At 71.6% G+C, this 17,038-nt stretch carries 17 protein-coding genes; 8 read left to right on the forward strand and 9 right to left on the reverse strand.

Features of this window, described 5'->3' with window-relative positions; all coding sequences use genetic code 11:
* Together ABD691_RS19345 and ABD691_RS19350 are read right to left on the reverse strand one after the other, a co-directional pair.
* Positions 1-3,871: DEAD/DEAH box helicase (locus ABD691_RS19345; RefSeq protein ID WP_344681683.1), on the reverse strand; the 3,871-nt coding region annotated here is incomplete at its 3' end.
* Positions 3,872-3,974: 103 nt separating this feature from the next.
* Positions 3,975-4,469: a DUF3291 domain-containing protein gene (locus ABD691_RS19350; protein WP_344681685.1), complete on the reverse strand. Its 495-nt coding sequence runs from the start codon at positions 4,467-4,469 to the stop codon at positions 3,975-3,977.
* A gap of 103 nt (positions 4,470-4,572) precedes the next feature.
* Here ABD691_RS19350 and ABD691_RS19355 point away from each other — a divergent pair, with 103 nt between their 5' ends.
* Positions 4,573-6,363, forward strand: a complete 1,791-nt coding sequence (locus tag ABD691_RS19355) for an Hsp70 family protein (RefSeq protein ID WP_344681687.1) — start codon at positions 4,573-4,575, stop codon at positions 6,361-6,363.
* A 2-nt stretch (positions 6,364-6,365) separates the two neighbouring features.
* Here the strand turns inward: ABD691_RS19355 and ABD691_RS19360 are convergent, their stop codons facing one another.
* On the reverse strand, positions 6,366-6,494 hold the full coding sequence (locus tag ABD691_RS19360) for a hypothetical protein (protein ID WP_344681689.1): 129 nt from the start codon (positions 6,492-6,494) through the stop codon (positions 6,366-6,368).
* Positions 6,495-6,530: 36 nt separating this feature from the next.
* Here ABD691_RS19360 and ABD691_RS19365 point away from each other — a divergent pair, with 36 nt between their 5' ends.
* Positions 6,531-6,725, forward strand: a complete 195-nt coding sequence (locus tag ABD691_RS19365) for a DUF3046 domain-containing protein (protein WP_344681691.1) — start codon at positions 6,531-6,533, stop codon at positions 6,723-6,725.
* Here the strand turns inward: ABD691_RS19365 and ABD691_RS19370 are convergent.
* Complete coding sequence (locus ABD691_RS19370; protein ID WP_344681693.1) at positions 6,722-7,447, reverse strand: DUF4383 domain-containing protein; 726 nt, start codon at positions 7,445-7,447, stop codon at positions 6,722-6,724. The two genes, ABD691_RS19365 and ABD691_RS19370, sit on opposite strands and share 4 nt — an antisense overlap.
* A 249-nt stretch (positions 7,448-7,696) precedes the next feature.
* Here ABD691_RS19370 and recA point away from each other — a divergent pair, with 249 nt between their 5' ends.
* The 5 genes from recA to ABD691_RS19395 all read left to right on the forward strand — a co-directional run bounded on the left by recA (position 7,697) and on the right by ABD691_RS19395 (position 10,915).
* On the forward strand, positions 7,697-8,737 hold the full coding sequence (gene recA / locus ABD691_RS19375; RefSeq protein WP_344681695.1) for a recombinase RecA: 1,041 nt from the start codon (positions 7,697-7,699) through the stop codon (positions 8,735-8,737).
* Positions 8,738-8,739: 2 nt separating this feature from the next.
* Positions 8,740-9,345, forward strand: a complete 606-nt coding sequence (locus ABD691_RS19380; protein ID WP_425565118.1) for a regulatory protein RecX — start codon at positions 8,740-8,742, stop codon at positions 9,343-9,345.
* Between the two features lie 178 nt (positions 9,346-9,523).
* A complete protein-coding gene (locus ABD691_RS19385) occupies positions 9,524-9,811 on the forward strand; it encodes an ArsR/SmtB family transcription factor (RefSeq protein ID WP_344681697.1) in 288 nt (95 codons plus the stop codon).
* On the forward strand, positions 9,808-10,191 hold the full coding sequence (locus ABD691_RS19390; protein WP_344681699.1) for a VOC family protein: 384 nt from the start codon (positions 9,808-9,810) through the stop codon (positions 10,189-10,191). The genes ABD691_RS19385 and ABD691_RS19390 overlap by 4 nt, the downstream gene beginning before the upstream one ends.
* Before the next feature lie 64 nt (positions 10,192-10,255).
* Positions 10,256-10,915: an HAD family hydrolase gene (locus ABD691_RS19395; RefSeq protein WP_344681701.1), complete on the forward strand. Its 660-nt coding sequence runs from the start codon at positions 10,256-10,258 to the stop codon at positions 10,913-10,915.
* A 47-nt stretch (positions 10,916-10,962) separates the two neighbouring features.
* Here ABD691_RS19395 and eda read toward each other — a convergent pair whose 3' ends face one another.
* Both eda and edd read right to left on the reverse strand, forming a co-directional pair.
* Positions 10,963-11,592 carry a bifunctional 4-hydroxy-2-oxoglutarate aldolase/2-dehydro-3-deoxy-phosphogluconate aldolase gene (eda, locus tag ABD691_RS19400; protein WP_344681703.1) on the reverse strand — a complete coding sequence of 210 codons (630 nt, stop codon included), beginning with the start codon at positions 11,590-11,592 and terminating at the stop codon, positions 10,963-10,965.
* A gap of 17 nt (positions 11,593-11,609) precedes the next feature.
* Positions 11,610-13,463, reverse strand: a complete 1,854-nt coding sequence (gene edd, locus ABD691_RS19405) for a phosphogluconate dehydratase (RefSeq protein ID WP_344681704.1) — start codon at positions 13,461-13,463, stop codon at positions 11,610-11,612.
* 260 nt (positions 13,464-13,723) lie between these two features.
* Between edd and ABD691_RS19410 the strand changes: the two genes are divergently transcribed.
* The gene (locus tag ABD691_RS19410) at positions 13,724-14,326 is read left to right on the forward strand and encodes a transporter substrate-binding domain-containing protein (RefSeq protein WP_344681706.1); all 603 of its coding nucleotides are present in this window, start codon (positions 13,724-13,726) and stop codon (positions 14,324-14,326) included.
* A gap of 232 nt (positions 14,327-14,558) precedes the next feature.
* Here ABD691_RS19410 and ABD691_RS19415 read toward each other — a convergent pair whose 3' ends face one another.
* The 3 genes from ABD691_RS19415 to ABD691_RS19425 are packed head-to-tail and all read right to left on the reverse strand — an operon-like array spanning position 14,559 to position 17,026.
* Positions 14,559-15,425 carry an amino acid ABC transporter permease gene (locus ABD691_RS19415; protein ID WP_344681708.1) on the reverse strand — a complete coding sequence of 289 codons (867 nt, stop codon included), beginning with the start codon at positions 15,423-15,425 and terminating at the stop codon, positions 14,559-14,561.
* Positions 15,422-16,069: an amino acid ABC transporter permease gene (locus tag ABD691_RS19420; RefSeq protein WP_344682328.1), complete on the reverse strand. Its 648-nt coding sequence runs from the start codon at positions 16,067-16,069 to the stop codon at positions 15,422-15,424. Before ABD691_RS19420 ends, ABD691_RS19415 begins: the two co-directional genes overlap by 4 nt.
* 57 nt (positions 16,070-16,126) lie before the next feature.
* Entirely contained in the window at positions 16,127-17,026 is a 900-nt protein-coding gene (locus ABD691_RS19425) for a glutamate ABC transporter substrate-binding protein (RefSeq protein ID WP_344681710.1), read from the reverse strand.
* Positions 17,027-17,038: the final 12 nt, after the last annotated feature.

Raw genomic sequence — 17,038 nt, forward strand, 5'->3', positions numbered from 1 at the left:
AGCTCTGCATCGACGGCCGCCCGGCTCGCAGCCGCGCGTACCGGCCCCTCGGCGCGCTGCGCCGCGGTTTGTGCGTCGCGCCGCGCCCGGACACGAGCGCGCGCAGCGGCGCCAGCGTGTCGTTGGTGACCGCGCCCGCCCACACCAGGTCCCAGAGCGCGGTGATCACCGCCTCGTCGTCCGGGGCCGGTTCGCCCTGGTCCAGCAGGACCGCCGCGGCCCGGTCCGCGAGCTGCCGGAAGAACTGCGCTCCTCCGTCCAAAATGGACTCAAGCGCGCGGTGCAGTGCGGAGTCCGGCTGCTCCTCGGTGACGTCCGGCAGCAGCAGGTCGGCGACGTCGCCGGGGGCCAGCGCGATCCACCCGTCACCCCCGGCCAGCGAGCCGGACCCGACCCAGCTGACCTCGCCGGTCGCGGTCAGCTCGTCGAGCAGCGCGGGCGCGTAGCCCGGCAACCGGGCGGGCAGGACCAGCGACTCCAGCGCGCTGGCCGGCACCGGGGCGCCCGCCAGCTGCTCGACGACCGAGAACACGTCGTCGACCGTCGGCGCGCTGCGCAGCCGCGCCCCGATCCCGTGCCACGACGGCAGGAACCGGCCCAGCGCCGCCGGTTCCACCGGCTCCACCTCGGCCCGCAGCCGCGCCAGCGACGCCCGCCGCAGGCGGCGGAGCACCTCGGCGTCGCAGTACTCCAGCGACCGGCCACCGCCCGCCTCCAGCGGGCGCAGCTCGCCCCGGACCAACCTCCCGGCGCCGGTCAGCCGGTCGAGCACGCCGTGCACCACCGCGACGCCGAGCCCGAAGCGGTGCGCGGCGGCATCGGCGGTGAACGGGCCGCGACCGCGCGCGTACCGGATCAGCAGGTCGGCGAGCGGATCCGGGACCGGCTCGGTGAACGCCTCCGGCACCCCGACCGGGAGCGCGACCCCGAGCGCGTCGCGGACCTTGCCCGCGTCCTCGACGGGGATCCAGCGCTGCTCGCCCGCGATGCGCACCTGGAGCACCCGGCGTTGGGCGTGCAGCTCCTCCAGCCACTCCGGCCGCGCGCCCCGCTCCACCGCCTCGTCGGTCGACAGGTCCCCGAGGAAGCTCAGCAGGTCCATCGTGGACTCGACGTCCCGGGCGCGGCGGTCCGGCGCGAGCCGCTGCAGCTGCGACTCGATCTCGGTGACCACCTCGGGATCCAGCAGTTCCCGCAACGCCTCCGAGCCGAGCAGCTCGGCCAGCAGCGTCGAGTCCAGGCTCAACGCCGCCGAGCGGCGCTCGGCCAGCGGCGCGTCGGTCTCGTAGAGGAACATCCCGATGTAGCCGAACAGCAGGCTGCGCGCGAACGGCGACGGAGTCGGCGTCTCGACCTCCACCACCCGCACCTTGCGCGCCGCGACCTGCGACATCAGCTCGGTGAGCCCCGGAACGTCGTAGACGTCCTGGAGGCACTCCCGCATCGCCTCCAGCACGATCGGGAACTGCTCGTACTGCGCGGCCACCGACAGCAGCTGCGCCGCGCGCTGCCGCTGCTGCCACAGCGGCGACCGGCGGCGCGGATCCCGGCGCGGCAGCAGCAGCGCGCGGGCCGCGCACTCGCGGAACCGGGCCGCGAACAGCGCGGAGCCGCCGACCTCGTCGGTCACGACCTGCTGCACCTCCTCCGGCGCGAGCAGGACGTCCTCGGCGGTGGGCAGCACCTCGGAGCCGGAGTCGTCGAGGGCGTCGGCCAGCCGCAGCACGATCCCGTCGTCGGAGGAGGCGACCTGCGCGTCCACGCCTCTGCGCTCCCGCAGGCGGGCCCCGATCGCCAGCGCCCACGGCCCGTTGACCTTGGCGCCGAACGGGGAGTGCACCACCATCCGCCAGTCGCCGAGCTCGTCGCGGAACCGCTCGACCACGATCGTCCGGTCGTCGGGCACGTGCCGGGTCGCCCGGCGCTGTTCGTCCAGGTAGGATAGCAGGTTGTCCTGCGCCCACTCGTCCAGGCCCGCCTGGCCGATCCGCGCCCTGGCCGCGTCGGTGTCTGCCGCGGTCAGCTCCCGGACGAACGCGCCCAGCGCCCGCCCGAGCTCCAGCGGCCTGCCGGGGGAGTCGCCCTTCCAGAACGGCATCCGGGCGGGCTGCCCCGGCGCGGGCACCACGATCACGCGGTCGTGGGTGATGTCCTCGACCCGCCAGGACGAGGTGCCCAGCAGGAAGGTGTCGCCGACCCGGGACTCGTAGACCATCTCCTCGTCGAGCTCGCCGACCCGGACCCCGCCGCGGCCGGCCTCGTCGTCGCCGGGCGTGGTCACGGTGAACAGCCCGCGGTCCGGGATCGTGCCGCCGGAGGTCACCGCCAGCCGCTGCGCCCCCGGCCGCGCGCGCAGCTCGTCCTGCACCCGGTCCCAGACGACGCGGGCGCGCAGCTCGCCGAACTCCTCGCTCGGGTAGCGCCCGGCCAGCATGTCCAGCACCGCGTGCAGGGCGGAGTCGGGCAGCCCGGCGAACGGGGCCGAGCGGCGGACCACGGTGGCCAGCCGCTCCAGCGGCCAGTCGTCCATCGCGACCATCGACACGACGTGCTGGGCAAGCACGTCCAGCGGGTTGCGCGGGAAGGCCAGCGACTCGATGAGCCCGTCGGCCATCCGCTCCGCGGTCACCGCGCAACCGACCAGGTCGCCCCGGAACTTCGGGAACACCACGCCGCGCGACACCGCGCCCACGTGGTGCCCGCCGCGGCCGATGCGCTGCAACCCGGACGCCACGCTCGGCGGGGTCTCCACCTGGACGACCAGGTCCACCGCGCCCATGTCGATGCCCAGCTCCAGCGACGAGGTCGCGACCACGCACGGCAGCCTGCCGGATTTCAGCTCCTCCTCGACGACCGCCCGCTGCTCCTTCGACATCGAGCCGTGGTGGGCCTTCGCGACCGCGGCGGGCGCGCCCTGCGCGACCCCGGACCCGCCGACGGCCTCGGCCGGGAAGCGGTCCGGCGGCGCGGGCTCCTCGGCCGCGAGCTCGTTGATCCCCGCGGTCAGCCGCTCGGCCAGCCGCCGCGAGTTGGTGAACACGATCGTCGACCGGTGCTGCCCGATCAGCTCCAGCACGCGGGCCTGCACCGAGGGCCAGATCGAGGGCAGCTGGTCGTCCTCGCCGCCGCCGAGCTCGGCCAGGTCGGGAACCGGGACCTCGACCCGGACCTCGACCTGCTTGGCGTTGCGCGGCTGCACCGTCCGCACCGGCCGGCCACCGGCCAGGAACGTCCGCACCTCGTCGACCGGGCGCACGGTGGCCGACAGGCCGATCCGCTGCGCGGGCGCGGGAAGCAGCTCGTCGAGCCGTTCCAGCGACAGCGCAAGGTGCGCGCCGCGCTTGGTCCCCGCCACCGCGTGGACCTCGTCGACGATCACCGTCTCCACTCCGCGCAGCGACTCCCGGGCGGCCGAGGTCAGCAGCAGGAACAGCGATTCCGGTGTCGTGACCAGGACGTCCGGCGGGGTGCGGGCGAACGACCGGCGCTCTTCGGCGGGCGTGTCGCCGGTGCGCATCCCGACCCGGATGTCCGGCGGCGCGCCACCGCGGCGCTGCGTTTCCTGCCGGATCCCGGCCAGCGGAGCGCGCAGGTTGCGCTCCACGTCGACGGCCAGGGCCTTCAGCGGCGAGACGTAGAGGACGCGGCACCGCTTCTTCGGCTCGGCGGGCGGACCCTCGGCGGCGAGCCGGTCCAGCGCGGACAGGAAGGCCGCCAGCGTCTTGCCCGAGCCGGTGGGCGCGATGACCAGCGCGTGCTCGCCGTCCGCGATCGCCCGCCACGCGCCGACCTGGGCCTCGGTCGGCGCGTGGAAGGCACCCCGGAACCAGTCCGCGGTCGCGGGGGAGAAGGTCTCCAGCACGTCGGTCATGACTCCATGCTGAACCAGACCTCCGACAACGTCCGAGCTGGTCGCTGAAGGTTTCCTCAGTGTCTGAAGGTCCTCTCAGAGTTGTGGCGCGCTTCCGGTGGCGTCAGGCCGGGCACATCCAGTCGTCGTCCTTGCGGACCTGCGCGCCACCGGGCGCCGGGAACGGCTCGCGGAAGGTGAACGCCTCCGGCGACGGCCCGTGCTCGCGCAGCAGCGACAGGCGCTGCTCGGCCTCGGCGACGGTCGGCCGGTGCCCTGCGGGCACCCACCACAGCACGGTGTGCGCCTCGGCCATCTTCGGGAACCACTCCCGGCGGCGGCGCAGGACCGCCAGGTGGCCGGGGTCGCGGTAGACGTAGTCGGCCAGCGCCTCCACCGACTCCCAGACCGACATGTTCACGATGATCCGGTCGTCGCCGAACCCGCGGACCGCGGTGGCGTCGCCGTCCTCGGTCTGGAGCCGCCACACGAATCCCGGTGCGGCGTCAGCGGCCGCGTTCACCGGGTCGAGGGCTGCGACGAAACCGGCCAGCTCGGCGCTGTCCAACGGGGCGACCGGGAGGGCGATGTTGACCTGGGCGAGGTGGAAAGCAGTCATGTGACGTGAGGCTAATTCAGCCGATTCCGGGGATCACCATCTTCTCGTGACACGGACGTGGGACCATCTCGGCCGGGAACAACAGCAGTAGGAGGAACAACCGGTGCGCGTCCTGTCGGTGGATCTCGGGACCTCCAACACCGTCGCGGTGCTCTCGGCGCACGGTCGGCCACCGAGGGTGGTCGAGGTGGACGGATCGGCGACCATGCCGTCAGCGGTCTTCGCCGCCGAGGACGGCGCGATCATCGTCGGCCGGGAGGCCGAACGCCGCGCTCGGCTCGACCCGTCGCGGTACGAGCCCAACCCCAAACGCCGCGTCGACGAGGGCACCCTGCTGCTCGGTGAGTCGATCATCACCGTCACCGACGCGCTCGCCGCGGTGCTGCACCGGGTCGCCGAGGAGACCACCCGCCAGCTCGGCGGCGCCCAGCCGGACGAGGTGCGCCTGACCCACCCCGCGCAGTGGGGCCCGACCCGGCGCAACGTGCTGCTGTCGGCGGCCAGGCTGGCCGGGTTCGGCAGCAACCTGGTGCTGGTGCCCGAACCGGTCGCCGCCGCCGCGCACTTCGCGTCGTTCCCGGACCGCTCGCTGGCCCCCGGCCAGGCGCTGGCCGTCTACGACCTCGGCGCGGGCACCTTCGACTGCGCGGTCGTCGGCGCCACCCAGAGCGGCTTCGCCGTGCTGGCCGAGGACGGCCTGCCCGACCTCGGCGGGCTCGACGTCGACCAGGCGCTGCTCGAACACGTCGGCCGCCAGGTCTCCAACAAGGACCCGCAGCGCTGGCAGCGGCTGCTGCGCCCGGAGACCACCGCCGACCGGCGCGCCCAGCGCGCGCTGCGCGAGGACGTCAAGGCCGCCAAGGAGGCGCTGTCCCGGCACGTCCAGACCGAGGTCCCGATGCCGGAGCCGTTCGAGGACGTGCTGGTCACCCGGGCCGAGCTGGAAGCGCTGGTGCGGCCGAGCATGCTGCGCAGCGTCGAGATGGTCTCGTCGGTCGTGCGCTCCAACGGCATGGCGCCGGAGAACCTCGCCGGGCTGTACCTGGTCGGCGGCTCCAGCCGGCTGCCGCTGGTGGCGACGCTGATCGGCGAGCAGCTGCGGATCGTGGCCACCAGCCTGGACCAGCCCGAGACCGCGGTCGCCCTCGGCGCCCACCACGTCTCGCGGGACGGCACCGCGCTCAACACCCACGACCTGAGCTCCGGTCTCGCCTCCGCGCAGGCCCCCCGCTACCAGGAACCGGACACCGTCCGCACCGCGCTGCCGGTCCCGCCGCAGCCCGCGCCGCCGCGGAAGCAGGGCCCCGCGGTCTCCCGCAACGTGCTGGTCGGTCTGAGCGCGGTCGCGCTGGTCGCCGTCATCACCGCGGTCGTCGCGATCGTGCTGACCTCCGGCGGCGGCACCCCGACCGCCAGCGCCTCGGAGTGCCAGGACCCGGGCGCGGCCAAGGACGCCAAGGGGTTCAACCCCTGCATGGGCCAGCTCGCCGGGAACCTCCCGGAGACCACGAACTGCGCCCCCGGCTGGCAGCGGATCGTGCCCGGCCTCGGCGAGCTCAGCGGCACCGTCGCGTCCTGCTCGATCGGCAACCCCAACGACGGCACCTCGATCGTCTACACCCACCTGGGCTCGATGGAGGAGGCCAAGCGCCGCGCGGACCTGCTGCTGGAGTTCAACGGGGTCAACAGCGACCAGGTGACCGCGGAGTGGTCCGGCAACGGCCTGTCCGGCGAGTACCGCGCGGTCACCAGCGAGACCTTCGGCACCGTGGTGTTCACCGTCGACGACCGGCCGCTGGTCGGCCTGGTCCTGCAGCCCAACCCGCAGCAGCAGCTGACCCCGGACCGGATGGCCGACCAGTTCGAGCAGACCGTCCAGCCGGGCAAGGGCTGAGCTCAGCGGCGGTTGCGGCGTTCCCAGAGGAACCGGATCGCCAGGATGATCACCACGATCAGCCCGGCAGCGATCACCGCCTGCCCCAGCGGACCGGCCAGCCCGGTCGGATCTCCCTGCGCGAACAGCACACCACCATGCTAAGAGCGCACCGTAGGCTGGGCCCGATGCGTCACACAGTTTTCCGCCGCTGGATGGCGGCCGAGTTCGGAGCGGTCCGGGCCGAAATGCTGGCCCAGGACCACGTGTTCTCCTCGCTGGGCGGGCGCACCGTCGACGAAGCGCTCGAAGCCGGGATGCAGCCCAAGGAAGTCTGGGCCGCCGTCTGCGAGGCGTTCGAGGTGCCCAAGGAACGCCGTTAGGGCTTGGGCGGATTGACCTCGAAGTCGGCCCACAGGTTCTGCGCGCTGATCTCCTGCTCGGGCGTCCGGCCGCTCTCGGCGTAGTGCTCGTAGGCGCGACGCCGTTCTTCCTGGAGATGCCGCCACGCCTCCGCGCGCACCATGCGCTCCTGGCGGGCAGTGGGGTGACCTTCGGCGAAGGCGATCTCGGCTTCGGCGAACGGGTCCTCGGTGGTGCGCGCCTCCTCGGGGCTGGGCTTGCCCGGGAACGCCTCGGCCGGTGGTTCGTGGTGCCGGTACCGGAAGTACGGGTTGTTGTCGGGCAGGTGCCCGGCCACCCTCCCGTAGAACCCGAGGAAGGCCAGCAGCATGCCCGCGACCAGGCTGAACACCACGTTCGACAGCCGGAACGCCAGCAGGTTCCAGGAGGTCTCCAGCACCGCCAGGTTGGCCAGGCCGGACACGAAGAACAGGATCCCGACCACGGCGGTGGTGGTGGAGGCCACCGCGCCGCCCCACACGGCCGCGCCGATCAGCACCAGCCCGACCAGGATCGAGATCACCGACAGCAGGCCGTTGCTGGAGAGTCCGAAGATCACGGCGCCCTCGGTGCTGAGGAAGGGCAGCTGGTTGGCCAGCCCGAGCACGCCGAAGCACAGCAGTCCGGCACCGAAGATCGCCGCCCCGATCCGGTAGATCTTGCTCAGCGGATGCTCCGGCGGCAGGTAGCGGTCCATGCGCATTTCCGCACCTCCTCTGGGCTCCTGCGGCCAGTGTCCGCTCGCGGCGCGACCTTCGCATGTCACACCACCGGGTGACGGAACTGGCGTGTCGGGGACGTGATCGAACATCCGTTCGTCTACTATGGCGGCAGCGGAATCGACCACTGCGCACCGAACCACCGGCCCGCGGGTGGACTGTCGGGCCCAGCCCGTAGCGTCGGTTCCGACAACGGAGACGACGTTTCGACTTTCGACCGAGGTGGACCCCCGATGGCAGCGACACCCGACAAGGGCAAGGCGCTCGAACTGGCCCTCGCCCAGATCGACAAGCAGTACGGCAAGGGATCGGTGATGCGTCTCGGTGACGAGACGCGCGCGCCGATCGAGGTCATCCCGACCGGGTCCATCTCGCTGGACGTGGCGCTGGGCATCGGCGGTCTGCCGCGCGGCCGGATCGTCGAGGTCTACGGGCCGGAGAGCAGCGGTAAGACCTCGGTGGCGCTGCACGCCGTGGCCAACGCTCAGAAGCAGGGCGGCACCGCGGCGTTCATCGACGCCGAGCACGCGCTGGACCCCGAGTACGCCAAGGCGATCGGGGTCGACACCGACTCCCTGCTGGTCTCCCAGCCCGACACCGGTGAGCAGGCGCTTGAGATCGCCGACATGCTGATCCGCTCCGGCGCGCTGGACATCATCGTCATCGACTCGGTGGCCGCGCTGGTGCCGCGCGCCGAGATCGAGGGCGAGATGGGCGACAGCCACGTCGGCCTGCAGGCCCGGCTGATGAGCCAGGCGCTGCGGAAGCTGACCTCGGCGCTCTACAACGCCAAGACCACCGCGATCTTCATCAACCAGCTCCGCGAGAAGGTCGGCGTGATGTTCGGCTCGCCGGAGACCACGACCGGTGGCAAGGCGCTGAAGTTCTACTCGTCGGTGCGGCTGGACGTCCGCCGGATCGAGACCCTCAAGGACGGCTCGGACGCGGTCGGCAACCGCACCCGCGTCAAGGTCGTGAAGAACAAGGTGGCGCCGCCGTTCAAGCAGGCCGAGTTCGACATCATCTACGGCATCGGCATCAGCCGCGAGGGTTCGCTGATCGACATGGGCGTCGAGCAGGGCATCATCCGCAAGTCCGGTGCCTGGTACACCTACGAGGGCGACCAGCTCGGCCAGGGCAAGGAGAACGCCCGCAAGTTCATGCGGGAGAACCCCGACGTCGCCAACGAGATCGAGAAGCGGATCAAGGAGAAGCTCGGCATCGGCGCCCAGGTGGACGCCGAGAACGCCGAAGCGGCTCCGGTCGACTTCTGAGCATGAGCACCGAAGGTCCCCGTCGTCGTGGCCGCCGGAGCGGCTCCGGCGACGGGGGAGCGGATCGCGGCGAAGCCGGGCCCGCGGGCGCTCCGGAGGAGCGGGGTCCGCAGACTCCGGAGCAGCGCGCCCGGGACACGGTGTACCGGATGCTCGCGGCGCGGGCGCGGAGCCGGTCGGAGCTGCGGCAGGCGTTGCTGCGCAAGGAGATCGACGAGGACGTGGCCGACGGCGTGCTCCAGAAGTTCGTCGACGCGGGCCTGGTCGACGACGCCGCCTTCGCCGAGTCCTGGGTCAACGAGCGGCACCGCAACCAGGGTCTGGGGCGCCGGGCGCTGGGATTCGAGCTGCGCCGCAAGGGCGTGGACGAGAGCTCCGTCGAAGCGGCTCTGGCCACTGTGGACGGTGATGCGGAGGTGGAGCGGGCGCGGGAGCTGGTGCGGCGCAAGCTCCGCTCGATGGGCTCGCTCGACAGCACCGCGCGCATGCGCAGGCTGGTCGGCATGCTGGCGCGCAAGGGTTATTCCGAGGGGCTCGCGTTCCGGGTCGTCCGCGAGGAGCTGGAGAACTCCGGCCTCGACGACCCGACGGACGACGAAACCCCCTGATCTCGAAACCGCCTGCCTCGAACCCCCGGTCGCGAAATCCCCTGACTTCGAAACTGCCTGGCTTCGAAACTGCCTGGCTTCAAGAGGAATCCGGCGTGGCTGGGGCGTATCGCCGGGCCGCGCTTGTGGAGCCACCCCGAATTGACAGGCAAGTAAATACTTGCCTATGGTCGTGGCCATGGGCGACGTGTTCAAGGCCCTCGCCGATCCGACCAGGCGTGCCGTGCTCGACGAGTTGCAGGAGCGGGACGACCAGACCCTGTTCGAACTGTGCGGCCGACTCGCGATGAAGCACCAGCTGAGCCTGTCCAGGCAGGCCGTTTCCCAGCACCTCGCCGTCCTCGAGGACGCCGGGCTCATCGCCACCCGCCGCGACGGGCGCTACAAGTACCACTCGCTCGACACCACACCACTGCGCGCCATCGCCGAACGGTGGCCGATCGACACCGGAGAAGAGCCCTCATGAGGATCTACATCACCAGCGTCTTCGTGGACGACCAGGCCAAGGCCCTGCGGTTCTACACCGAGGTCCTGGGTTTCCAGAAGAAGCACGACATCCCGCTCGGGGAGGCCCGCTGGCTCACGGTGGTCTCGCCGCAGGAGCCGGACGGGACCGAACTCCTGCTGGAGCCGGAGGGCCACCCGGCGGCGCGCCCGTACAAGGAGGCGCTGGCCGCGGACGGCATCCCGGTGACCTCCTTCGACGTCGACGACATCGCCGCCGAGCACGAGCGGCTGCGCGGGCTCGGCGTCCGGTTCACCCAGGAGCCGACGAAGATGGGCCCGGTCACCACCGCCGTCCTCGACGACACGTGCGGGAACCTCATCCAGCTCGTCCAGCAGTGACGCCCTTCCCAGATCTGGGACGTGGGTACCGGATTGTCGTGGTCAGCTCATAGAGTCACCGACCATGACGAGTCCTGCCGACACCCCGCGACACATCGTCTGGGACTGGAACGGAACGCTCCTCGATGACAACCACGCCGTCCTCGCTTCGGTGAACGCGGTCTGCTCCGCGTTCGACCGCGAGCACATCGACCTCGACGAGTGGCGGACGGTGTTCAGCCGCCCGCTGTTGCAGTGCTACGAACGCCTCCTGCGCCGCGAGCTCAGCGAGCAGGACTGGGCCCGGATCGACGTGCTCTACCACGAGGTCTACCGGGAACTGCTGCACACCTGCGGCCTGGCCAAGGGCGTCCCGCACGCACTGGAGGAGTGGCGGGGCAGCGGTCGCACCCAGTCGCTGCTGTCGATGTGGTTCCACGACGAGCTCGTGGCCCTGGTGACCGACCTGGGCCTGCACGAGCTGTTCGCCCGCATGGACGGGCTGCGCGCCGAGATCGGCGGCGGTTCCAAGGACGTGCACCTCCAGCGCCACATCGCCGAGATCGGCGTCGACGCCAAGGACGTGGTCCTGATCGGTGACGTCGTCGACGACGCGCACGCCGCCAAGCACGTCGGCACCGACTGCATCCTGGTCACCACCGGCGTGATGGGCCGGGACAAGCTCGAACCCACCGGGTTCCCGGTCGTCGACTCCATCCCGGAGGCGCTGGCCCGCCTGAACTGACCGGTTGCCGGCGCGGATCGAAGACCTCCGATCCGCGCCGGTCCGGGTCAGCCGAGCGCGCTCGCCTGCCGGGCGAGCGCCTCGACCTCACCCCACGCCCCGGCGTCGAGCAGCTTCTTCGGCGCGAGCCACGATCCGCCGACGCACCCGACGTTGGGCAGCGCCAGGTACTTCGGCGCGGTTTCCACGCTGATGCCGCCGGTCGGGCAGAACCGCAGCCCGGGCAACGGTCCGGCGATCGACTTCAGGTACGGCACGCCACCGCTGGGCTCGGCGGGGAAGAACTTCATCGCCGTCACCCCGCGCTCGGCCAGCCGCATCGCCTCCGACACGGTGCTGACCCCCGCCAGGTACGGCACGCCGGAGTCCTCGACGTCGTCGAGGAGCTTCGGCGTGCTCCCGGGCGTCACCAGGTAGCGCGCGCCCGCCTTCACCGCGTCCCCGGCCTGGCCGGGCTCGGTGATGGTCCCGGCGCCGACGACGAGGTCCGGCACCTCGGCGGCGATCCGCTCGATCGCGGGCAGGCCCGCCGGGGTGCGCAGCGTGACCTCGATCGTGCGGATCCCGCCCCGCAGCAGGGCTTCCGCCAGTGGCACGGCGTGCGCGGCGTCGTCGAGCGCCACCACCGGTACCACCGGGCTCAGGGTGAGGACGTCTGCTGCGGTGCTGATGTTCATCTTCGGTTCCTTCGCGGTCATGCGGTGACGTCGCTGGTGGCCTGCTGTGCGGCGGTGAACACGCTAGCGCCCTGGTCGGCGCGCCCCACCATCCGCCGGAACGCCGTGAACAGCTCGCGGCCGGTGCCGAACTGGGCGGACGGAGCGCCGCTCGCGGCCTCGCGGCCCAGCAGCTCGGAATCGGGGACCAGCGCTTCCAGGGTGCCGCGCTCGGCGTCGAGCCGGACCATGTCACCGTCGCGGAGCCGGGCCAGCGGCCCGCCCGCGGTGGCCTCCGGGGTGAGCTGGATGGCCGCCGGGATCTTGCCCGACGCACCGGACATCCGGCCGTCGGTGACCAGCGCGACCTGGTGGCCGCGGTCCATCAGCACGCCCAGCGCCGGGGTGAGGCCGTGCAGCTCGGGCATGCCGTTGGCCTGCGGCCCCTGGTTGCGGATGACCACCACGATGTCGTGGTCGAGCTCCCCGGCCCGGAACGCGGCGGTGAACTCGTGCTGGTCGCCGAAGATCCGCGCGGGCGCGGTGACGACCCGGTTCTCCGGCTTCACCGCCGACACCTTGATCACCGAGCGGCCCAGGTTTCCGTCCAGCACGCGCAGCCCGCCGTCGGGCGCGAACGGGTCGTCGACACCGCGCAGCACGTCCGGGTCGAGGCTCTGCGCCGGGGCGTCGCGCCAGACCAGCTCGCCGTCCTCCAGGAACGGCTGCTGCCGGTAGCGGTCCAGCCCGTCACCGGCGACCGTGCGCACGTCCGGGTGCAGCAGGCCGGCATCGAGCAGCTGGCCGACCAGCGTCTGCACTCCGCCCGCGGCCGCGAAGTGGTTGATGTCGGCGGAACCGTTCGGGTAGACCTTCGCCAGCGACGGCACGACCGCCGACAGCTCGGAGAAGTCGTCCCAGGTCAGCTCGATGCCCGCGGCTGCGGCGATCGCGGGCAGGTGCAGGGTGTGGTTGGTCGAGCCGCCGGTGGCCAGCAGCGCGACGACGCCGTTGACGATCGTCTTCACGTCGATGATCTCGCCGAGCGGCGTGTACTCCTCGCCGCGCGAGATCCGCACTACCCGCCGCGAGGCCTCCTCGGTGAGCGCCTTGCGCAGCGGGGTGCCCGGGGCGACGAAGCTCGACCCCGGCAGGTGCAGGCCCATGACCTCGACGACGAGCTGGTTGGAGTTGGCGGTGCCGTAGAACGTGCAGGTGCCGGGGGAGTGGTACGAGGCGGACTCGGCCTCCAGCAGGTCCTCGCGGGTCGCCTTGCCCTCGGCGAACAGCTGGCGGATCCGGCTCTTCTCGGTGTTGGGCAGCCCGGAGGCCATCGGCCCGGCGGGCACCAGCAGCGTCGGGAGGTGCCCGAAGGCCAGCCCGCCGATGAGCAGTCCGGGAACGATCTTGTCGCAGACGCCCAGCAGCAGCGCGGCGTCGAACATCTCGTGCGACAGCGCGACACCGGTGGCCATCGCGATCACGTCACGGGAGAACAGCGACAGCTCCATGCCGGTGCGGCCCTGGGTGATGCCGTCGCACATCGCGGGCACGCCGCCGGCGAACTGCGCGACCCCGCCTGCCTCCCGCACCGCGTCCTTGATCCACGCCGGGAACTCGGCGTAGGGCTGGTGGGCGGAGAGCATGTCGTTGTACGCCGACACGATGGCCACGCCCGGCTTGGTCGCGCCGCGCACGGCGATCCGGTCGGCGCCGTGGCACGCGGCGAACCCGTGCGCGAGGTTGCTGCAGGGCATCCCGGCGCGGACCGGGCCTTCGGACGCGGCCTGCCGGATGCGGTCGAGGTAGTCGCCGCGGGTGCGCGCGCTGCGTGCCGCGATCCGCTGCGTGACCTGATCAACGACGGGATGGATGGGCGCTTGCGCCGTCATTCGTCGCCTCCTACGCGGTGGTGGTTGTTACGGAGGGGCGACGACGCTGGCGCCTCTGTTAAGCCGTGACTACAGCCACACTAACCGGTGTGACGGAGATTTCAAAAACCGATTCAGAACTGGGCAGTGCGTGAACAAGATCGTTCCTCCTGGTGAATGGGACTGGTGCGCACGGGTGAAGCGGTGGCCGAACGTGCCTCCGGGTGGGCCAGGCATGATCGACGATGGTGGTCCGAACGCCGATGTGGAGGAGTCACGACATGCGGTTGCGGATGCTGCCGGTCGCCCTGGCGGCGGTCGCGGTGCTGTCGGCCTGCGGCAGCGCCGAACAGGCGCAGAACGCCCTGCCCCCGGCGCCGCCGCCCGCGCCGCCGCCGGTCGTGACCGGTGACGGGTCGGTGGACCTGGGCGGCTCGCCGACGATCGAGGAGATCAAGCAGCGCGGCAAGCTGCTGGTCGGGCTGCGCACCGACGACCCGCGGATGGTGCAGCGCGCGGGCGCGGGACAGTACCGCGGATTCGACGTGGAGATCGCCCGGCTGCTCGCGACCGGCATCGGCCTCGATCCGGACACCCAGATCTCCTACCGCTGGCTGCCGCCGGAGGTGCGGACCAACGCGATGACCGCGAGCAGCATCGACGTGCAGCTGGGCGGCTTCGACCCGAACTCGCCGCAGTTCGCCGAGACGGGCCCGTACGCGGTCACCGGGGACGGCACCGAGCACTACGTCGGCTTCAGCCCCGGCGACGACGCCATGGGTGACGAGCTGCGGCGCATCCTCGACGCCGCCGTCGCTGACGGGAGCTGGCAGCGCGCCTACGACAGCACGCTCGGTGCCGCCGGAGTCCCGGCGCACCCGTGACCGCGCGTTCCGGCGCGGGGCGGGTGTCGCGCCGGAACCGGCTGGCTCAGTCGCCCAATGCGCGCTGGACAGGCTCAGCCGCTCGCGCTGGACAGGCTCAGCCACCTGCCCGCGCCGGAAGCCTCAGCCGCGGGCCTCGCGCCGGACAGGCTCGGCCACTCGCCCCCGACAGGCTCAGCCACGGCCCCGCACCGCACCCGGCCAACCGCCACCCCGGCCGGAGCCGGACGGCTCAGTCGCCGGCCACGCCGGTCGCGGCCACCCGCTCCTCGGCGGGCGCGATCTGCCTGGTCTTCTTCCCCAGCCGGTTGCGCCGCTCGACGTAGGTCGCGGCCCAGGTCAGCAGCAGGCACATCGCGATGTACATCGCCGCCACCACGATGCTGACCGGGATGATCGGCCGGTCCAGCGTCGGGATCCCGCCGAGGTAGCGGGCGTAGTACAGCAGCTCCTGATAGGTGATCAGGAAGCCGAGCGCGCTGTCCTTGAGCAGCACCACCAGCTGGCTGATGATCGCGGGCAGCATCGTCCGGACCGCCTGCGGCAGCACCACGAACCGCATGACCTGGTTCTTGCGCATGCCGACCGAGTAGGCCGCCTCGCTCTGGCCCTTCGGCAGCGCGGTCACACCGGCGCGGAACGTCTCGGCCAGCACCGACCCGTTGTAGAGGGTCAGGCCCAGCACCACCGACCAGTACTGGCCGAAGTTCACGCCCAGCGTCGGTGCCGCGTAGTACAGGAAGAAGATCAGGATGACCAGCGGGATCGCGCGGAAGAACTCCACGACCGCCGCGCACGGCACCCGCACCCAGGCGTGGTCGGACAACCTGCCGAGCGCGAACACCGCGCCGAACAGCAGCGCCAGCACGGCACCGGAGGCGAACGCGGCGACCGTGTTGCCCAGGGCGCCCAGCAGCTCCAGCTGGATCTGCTCGTAGAGCAGCCACTCCCACTTGCTCGCGTCGAACTGGCCGGTGCTGTAGAAGCGCAGCACCACATACCCCAGCACGGCCAGCACGGCGACCGTGCTGACGACGCTGATGATCCGGTTGCGCGCGCGGGCGCGCGGCCCGGGGGAGTCGAACAGGACACTGCTCATCGGGCCACGCTCCACCGCTTCTCGAAGCTGCGCTGCACCAGCGTCAGCGGGATGACCAGGACCAGGAAGCCCACGGCGATCCAGACGAAGGCGTTGGTCGTGGGTTCACCGACCTCGTTGAGGAACGGGATGACCGAGCCGACCTCGTCCACGCTGAAGCCGGCCGCGACGGTGGTGTTCTTCAGCAGCGCGATCAGCACGCTGACCAGCGGCGGGACCACCGCGCGGAACGCCTGCGGCAGGATCACGCTGGTCAGCGACTGGGCGAAGCCCAGGCCGATGGACCGCGCGGCCTCGGCCTGGCCGACCGGCACGGTGTTGATGCCCGCGCGCAGCACCTCGCAGACGAACGCCGAGGTGTAGATGGTCAGCGCGATGACCGAGGCGGTGAAGAACGGGAACTGGACCAGCTCCAGCTTCGGGTAGGCGAAGACGAAGAAGAAGAAAACCAGCGTCAGCGGGGTGTTGCGCAGCAGCGTCACGTAACCGGTGCCCACGGCGCGCAGCGCCGGGACCGGGCTGACCCGCAGCGTGGCCAGGATCGTGCCGAGCACCAGCGATCCGGCGGCGGCCAGCAGGAACAGCTCGATCGTGCGCAGGAAACCGGCGGCCAGGACGTGCCCGTACTCCACCAAGATGTCGATCAACGAGAACTCCAGGACGGACCGGGTGCCCGCGCGGGCGGGCACCCGGTGACGGGATCAGTAGCGGTCCACCTTGGGCGGCTCGGAAGCCGTCCCGGACTTGCCGAGGGTCGCGTCGTAGATCCGCTTCCACTCACCGCTGGTGGCGGACTGCTCCAGGGTGTCGTTGATCTTGTTGCGCAGCGCCGTGTCGTCCTTGGCCAGGCCGATGCCGTAGGGCTCCTCGGAGAAGGTCTTGCCGACCAGCTTGAGCTTGTCCGGGTCCTGCGCGGCGAAGCCCTTGAGGATCGCGTCGTCGGTGGTCACCGCGTCGATCTGGCCGTCGAGCAGCTGCTGGACGCACTCGGAGTAGCGCTGGAACTCCACGATGTTCTGCGGCTCGGTGAGCTGCTGCTCCTTGACCCGCTGGATCGGCGTCGAACCGGTCGCCGAGCACACCTTCCTGCCCTTGAGCGACTCCGGACCGGTGATGTCGGTGTTGTCCTTGCGCACCATCAGGTCCTGGCCCGCGACGTAGTACGGACCGGCGAAGCCGACCTGCTCCTTGCGCTTGGCGTTGATCGTGTAGGTGCCGACGTAGTAGTCGACCTCACCGGTGGAGATCGCCTGCTCCCGCGCGGTGCTGGGGATCGGCTTGTACTCGATCGCGGCCGGGTCCAGGCCGAGCTGCGCGGAGACCATGCGGGCGATCTCGACGTCGAAACCGGAGTACTGGTTGGTCACCGGGTCGCGGAACCCGAGCCCCGGCTGGTCCTCCTTCACCCCGACGACCGCCTTGCCGCGCTGCTTCATCCGGTCGAACGTCGGCGACCCCTGCACCTGGACGTCCTTGGCGATGGTCTGCTCCACCGCGGGCTCGCCACCGCCACCGGGGCCGCCCTCGCGTCCGCAGCCGGTGAGCGCCAGCGCCAGCGAGGCCGCCAGCACCGTGGCCAGCCGAATACCTCTGGCTCGCATCTTCGTTTCCCC

The sequence above is a fragment of the Saccharopolyspora taberi genome, assembly GCF_039534165.1.
Classification (GTDB): Bacteria; Actinomycetota; Actinomycetes; order Mycobacteriales; family Pseudonocardiaceae; genus Saccharopolyspora_D; species Saccharopolyspora_D taberi.

What these genes read in the sequence shown, in the direction of transcription:
- ABD691_RS19395 (WP_344681701.1), top strand. Translation starts at nt 10,256, where the DNA reads ATGACGAGTCCTGCCGACACCCCGCGACACATCGTCTGGGACTGGAAC.
- ABD691_RS19415 (WP_344681708.1), bottom strand. Translation starts at nt 15,425, where the DNA reads ATGAGCAGTGTCCTGTTCGACTCCCCCGGGCCGCGCGCCCGCGCGCGC.
- ABD691_RS19380 (WP_425565118.1), top strand. Translation starts at nt 8,740, where the DNA reads ATGAGCACCGAAGGTCCCCGTCGTCGTGGCCGCCGGAGCGGCTCCGGC.
- ABD691_RS19410 (WP_344681706.1), top strand. Translation starts at nt 13,724, where the DNA reads ATGCGGTTGCGGATGCTGCCGGTCGCCCTGGCGGCGGTCGCGGTGCTG.
- edd (WP_344681704.1), bottom strand. Translation starts at nt 13,463, where the DNA reads ATGACGGCGCAAGCGCCCATCCATCCCGTCGTTGATCAGGTCACGCAG.
- ABD691_RS19390 (WP_344681699.1), top strand. Translation starts at nt 9,808, where the DNA reads ATGAGGATCTACATCACCAGCGTCTTCGTGGACGACCAGGCCAAGGCC.
- ABD691_RS19350 (WP_344681685.1), bottom strand. Translation starts at nt 4,469, where the DNA reads ATGACTGCTTTCCACCTCGCCCAGGTCAACATCGCCCTCCCGGTCGCC.
- eda (WP_344681703.1), bottom strand. Translation starts at nt 11,592, where the DNA reads ATGAACATCAGCACCGCAGCAGACGTCCTCACCCTGAGCCCGGTGGTA.
- ABD691_RS19370 (WP_344681693.1), bottom strand. Translation starts at nt 7,447, where the DNA reads ATGCGCATGGACCGCTACCTGCCGCCGGAGCATCCGCTGAGCAAGATC.
- ABD691_RS19385 (WP_344681697.1), top strand. Translation starts at nt 9,524, where the DNA reads ATGGGCGACGTGTTCAAGGCCCTCGCCGATCCGACCAGGCGTGCCGTG.
- ABD691_RS19425 (WP_344681710.1), bottom strand. Translation starts at nt 17,026, where the DNA reads ATGCGAGCCAGAGGTATTCGGCTGGCCACGGTGCTGGCGGCCTCGCTG.
- ABD691_RS19365 (WP_344681691.1), top strand. Translation starts at nt 6,531, where the DNA reads ATGCGTCACACAGTTTTCCGCCGCTGGATGGCGGCCGAGTTCGGAGCG.
- recA (WP_344681695.1), top strand. Translation starts at nt 7,697, where the DNA reads ATGGCAGCGACACCCGACAAGGGCAAGGCGCTCGAACTGGCCCTCGCC.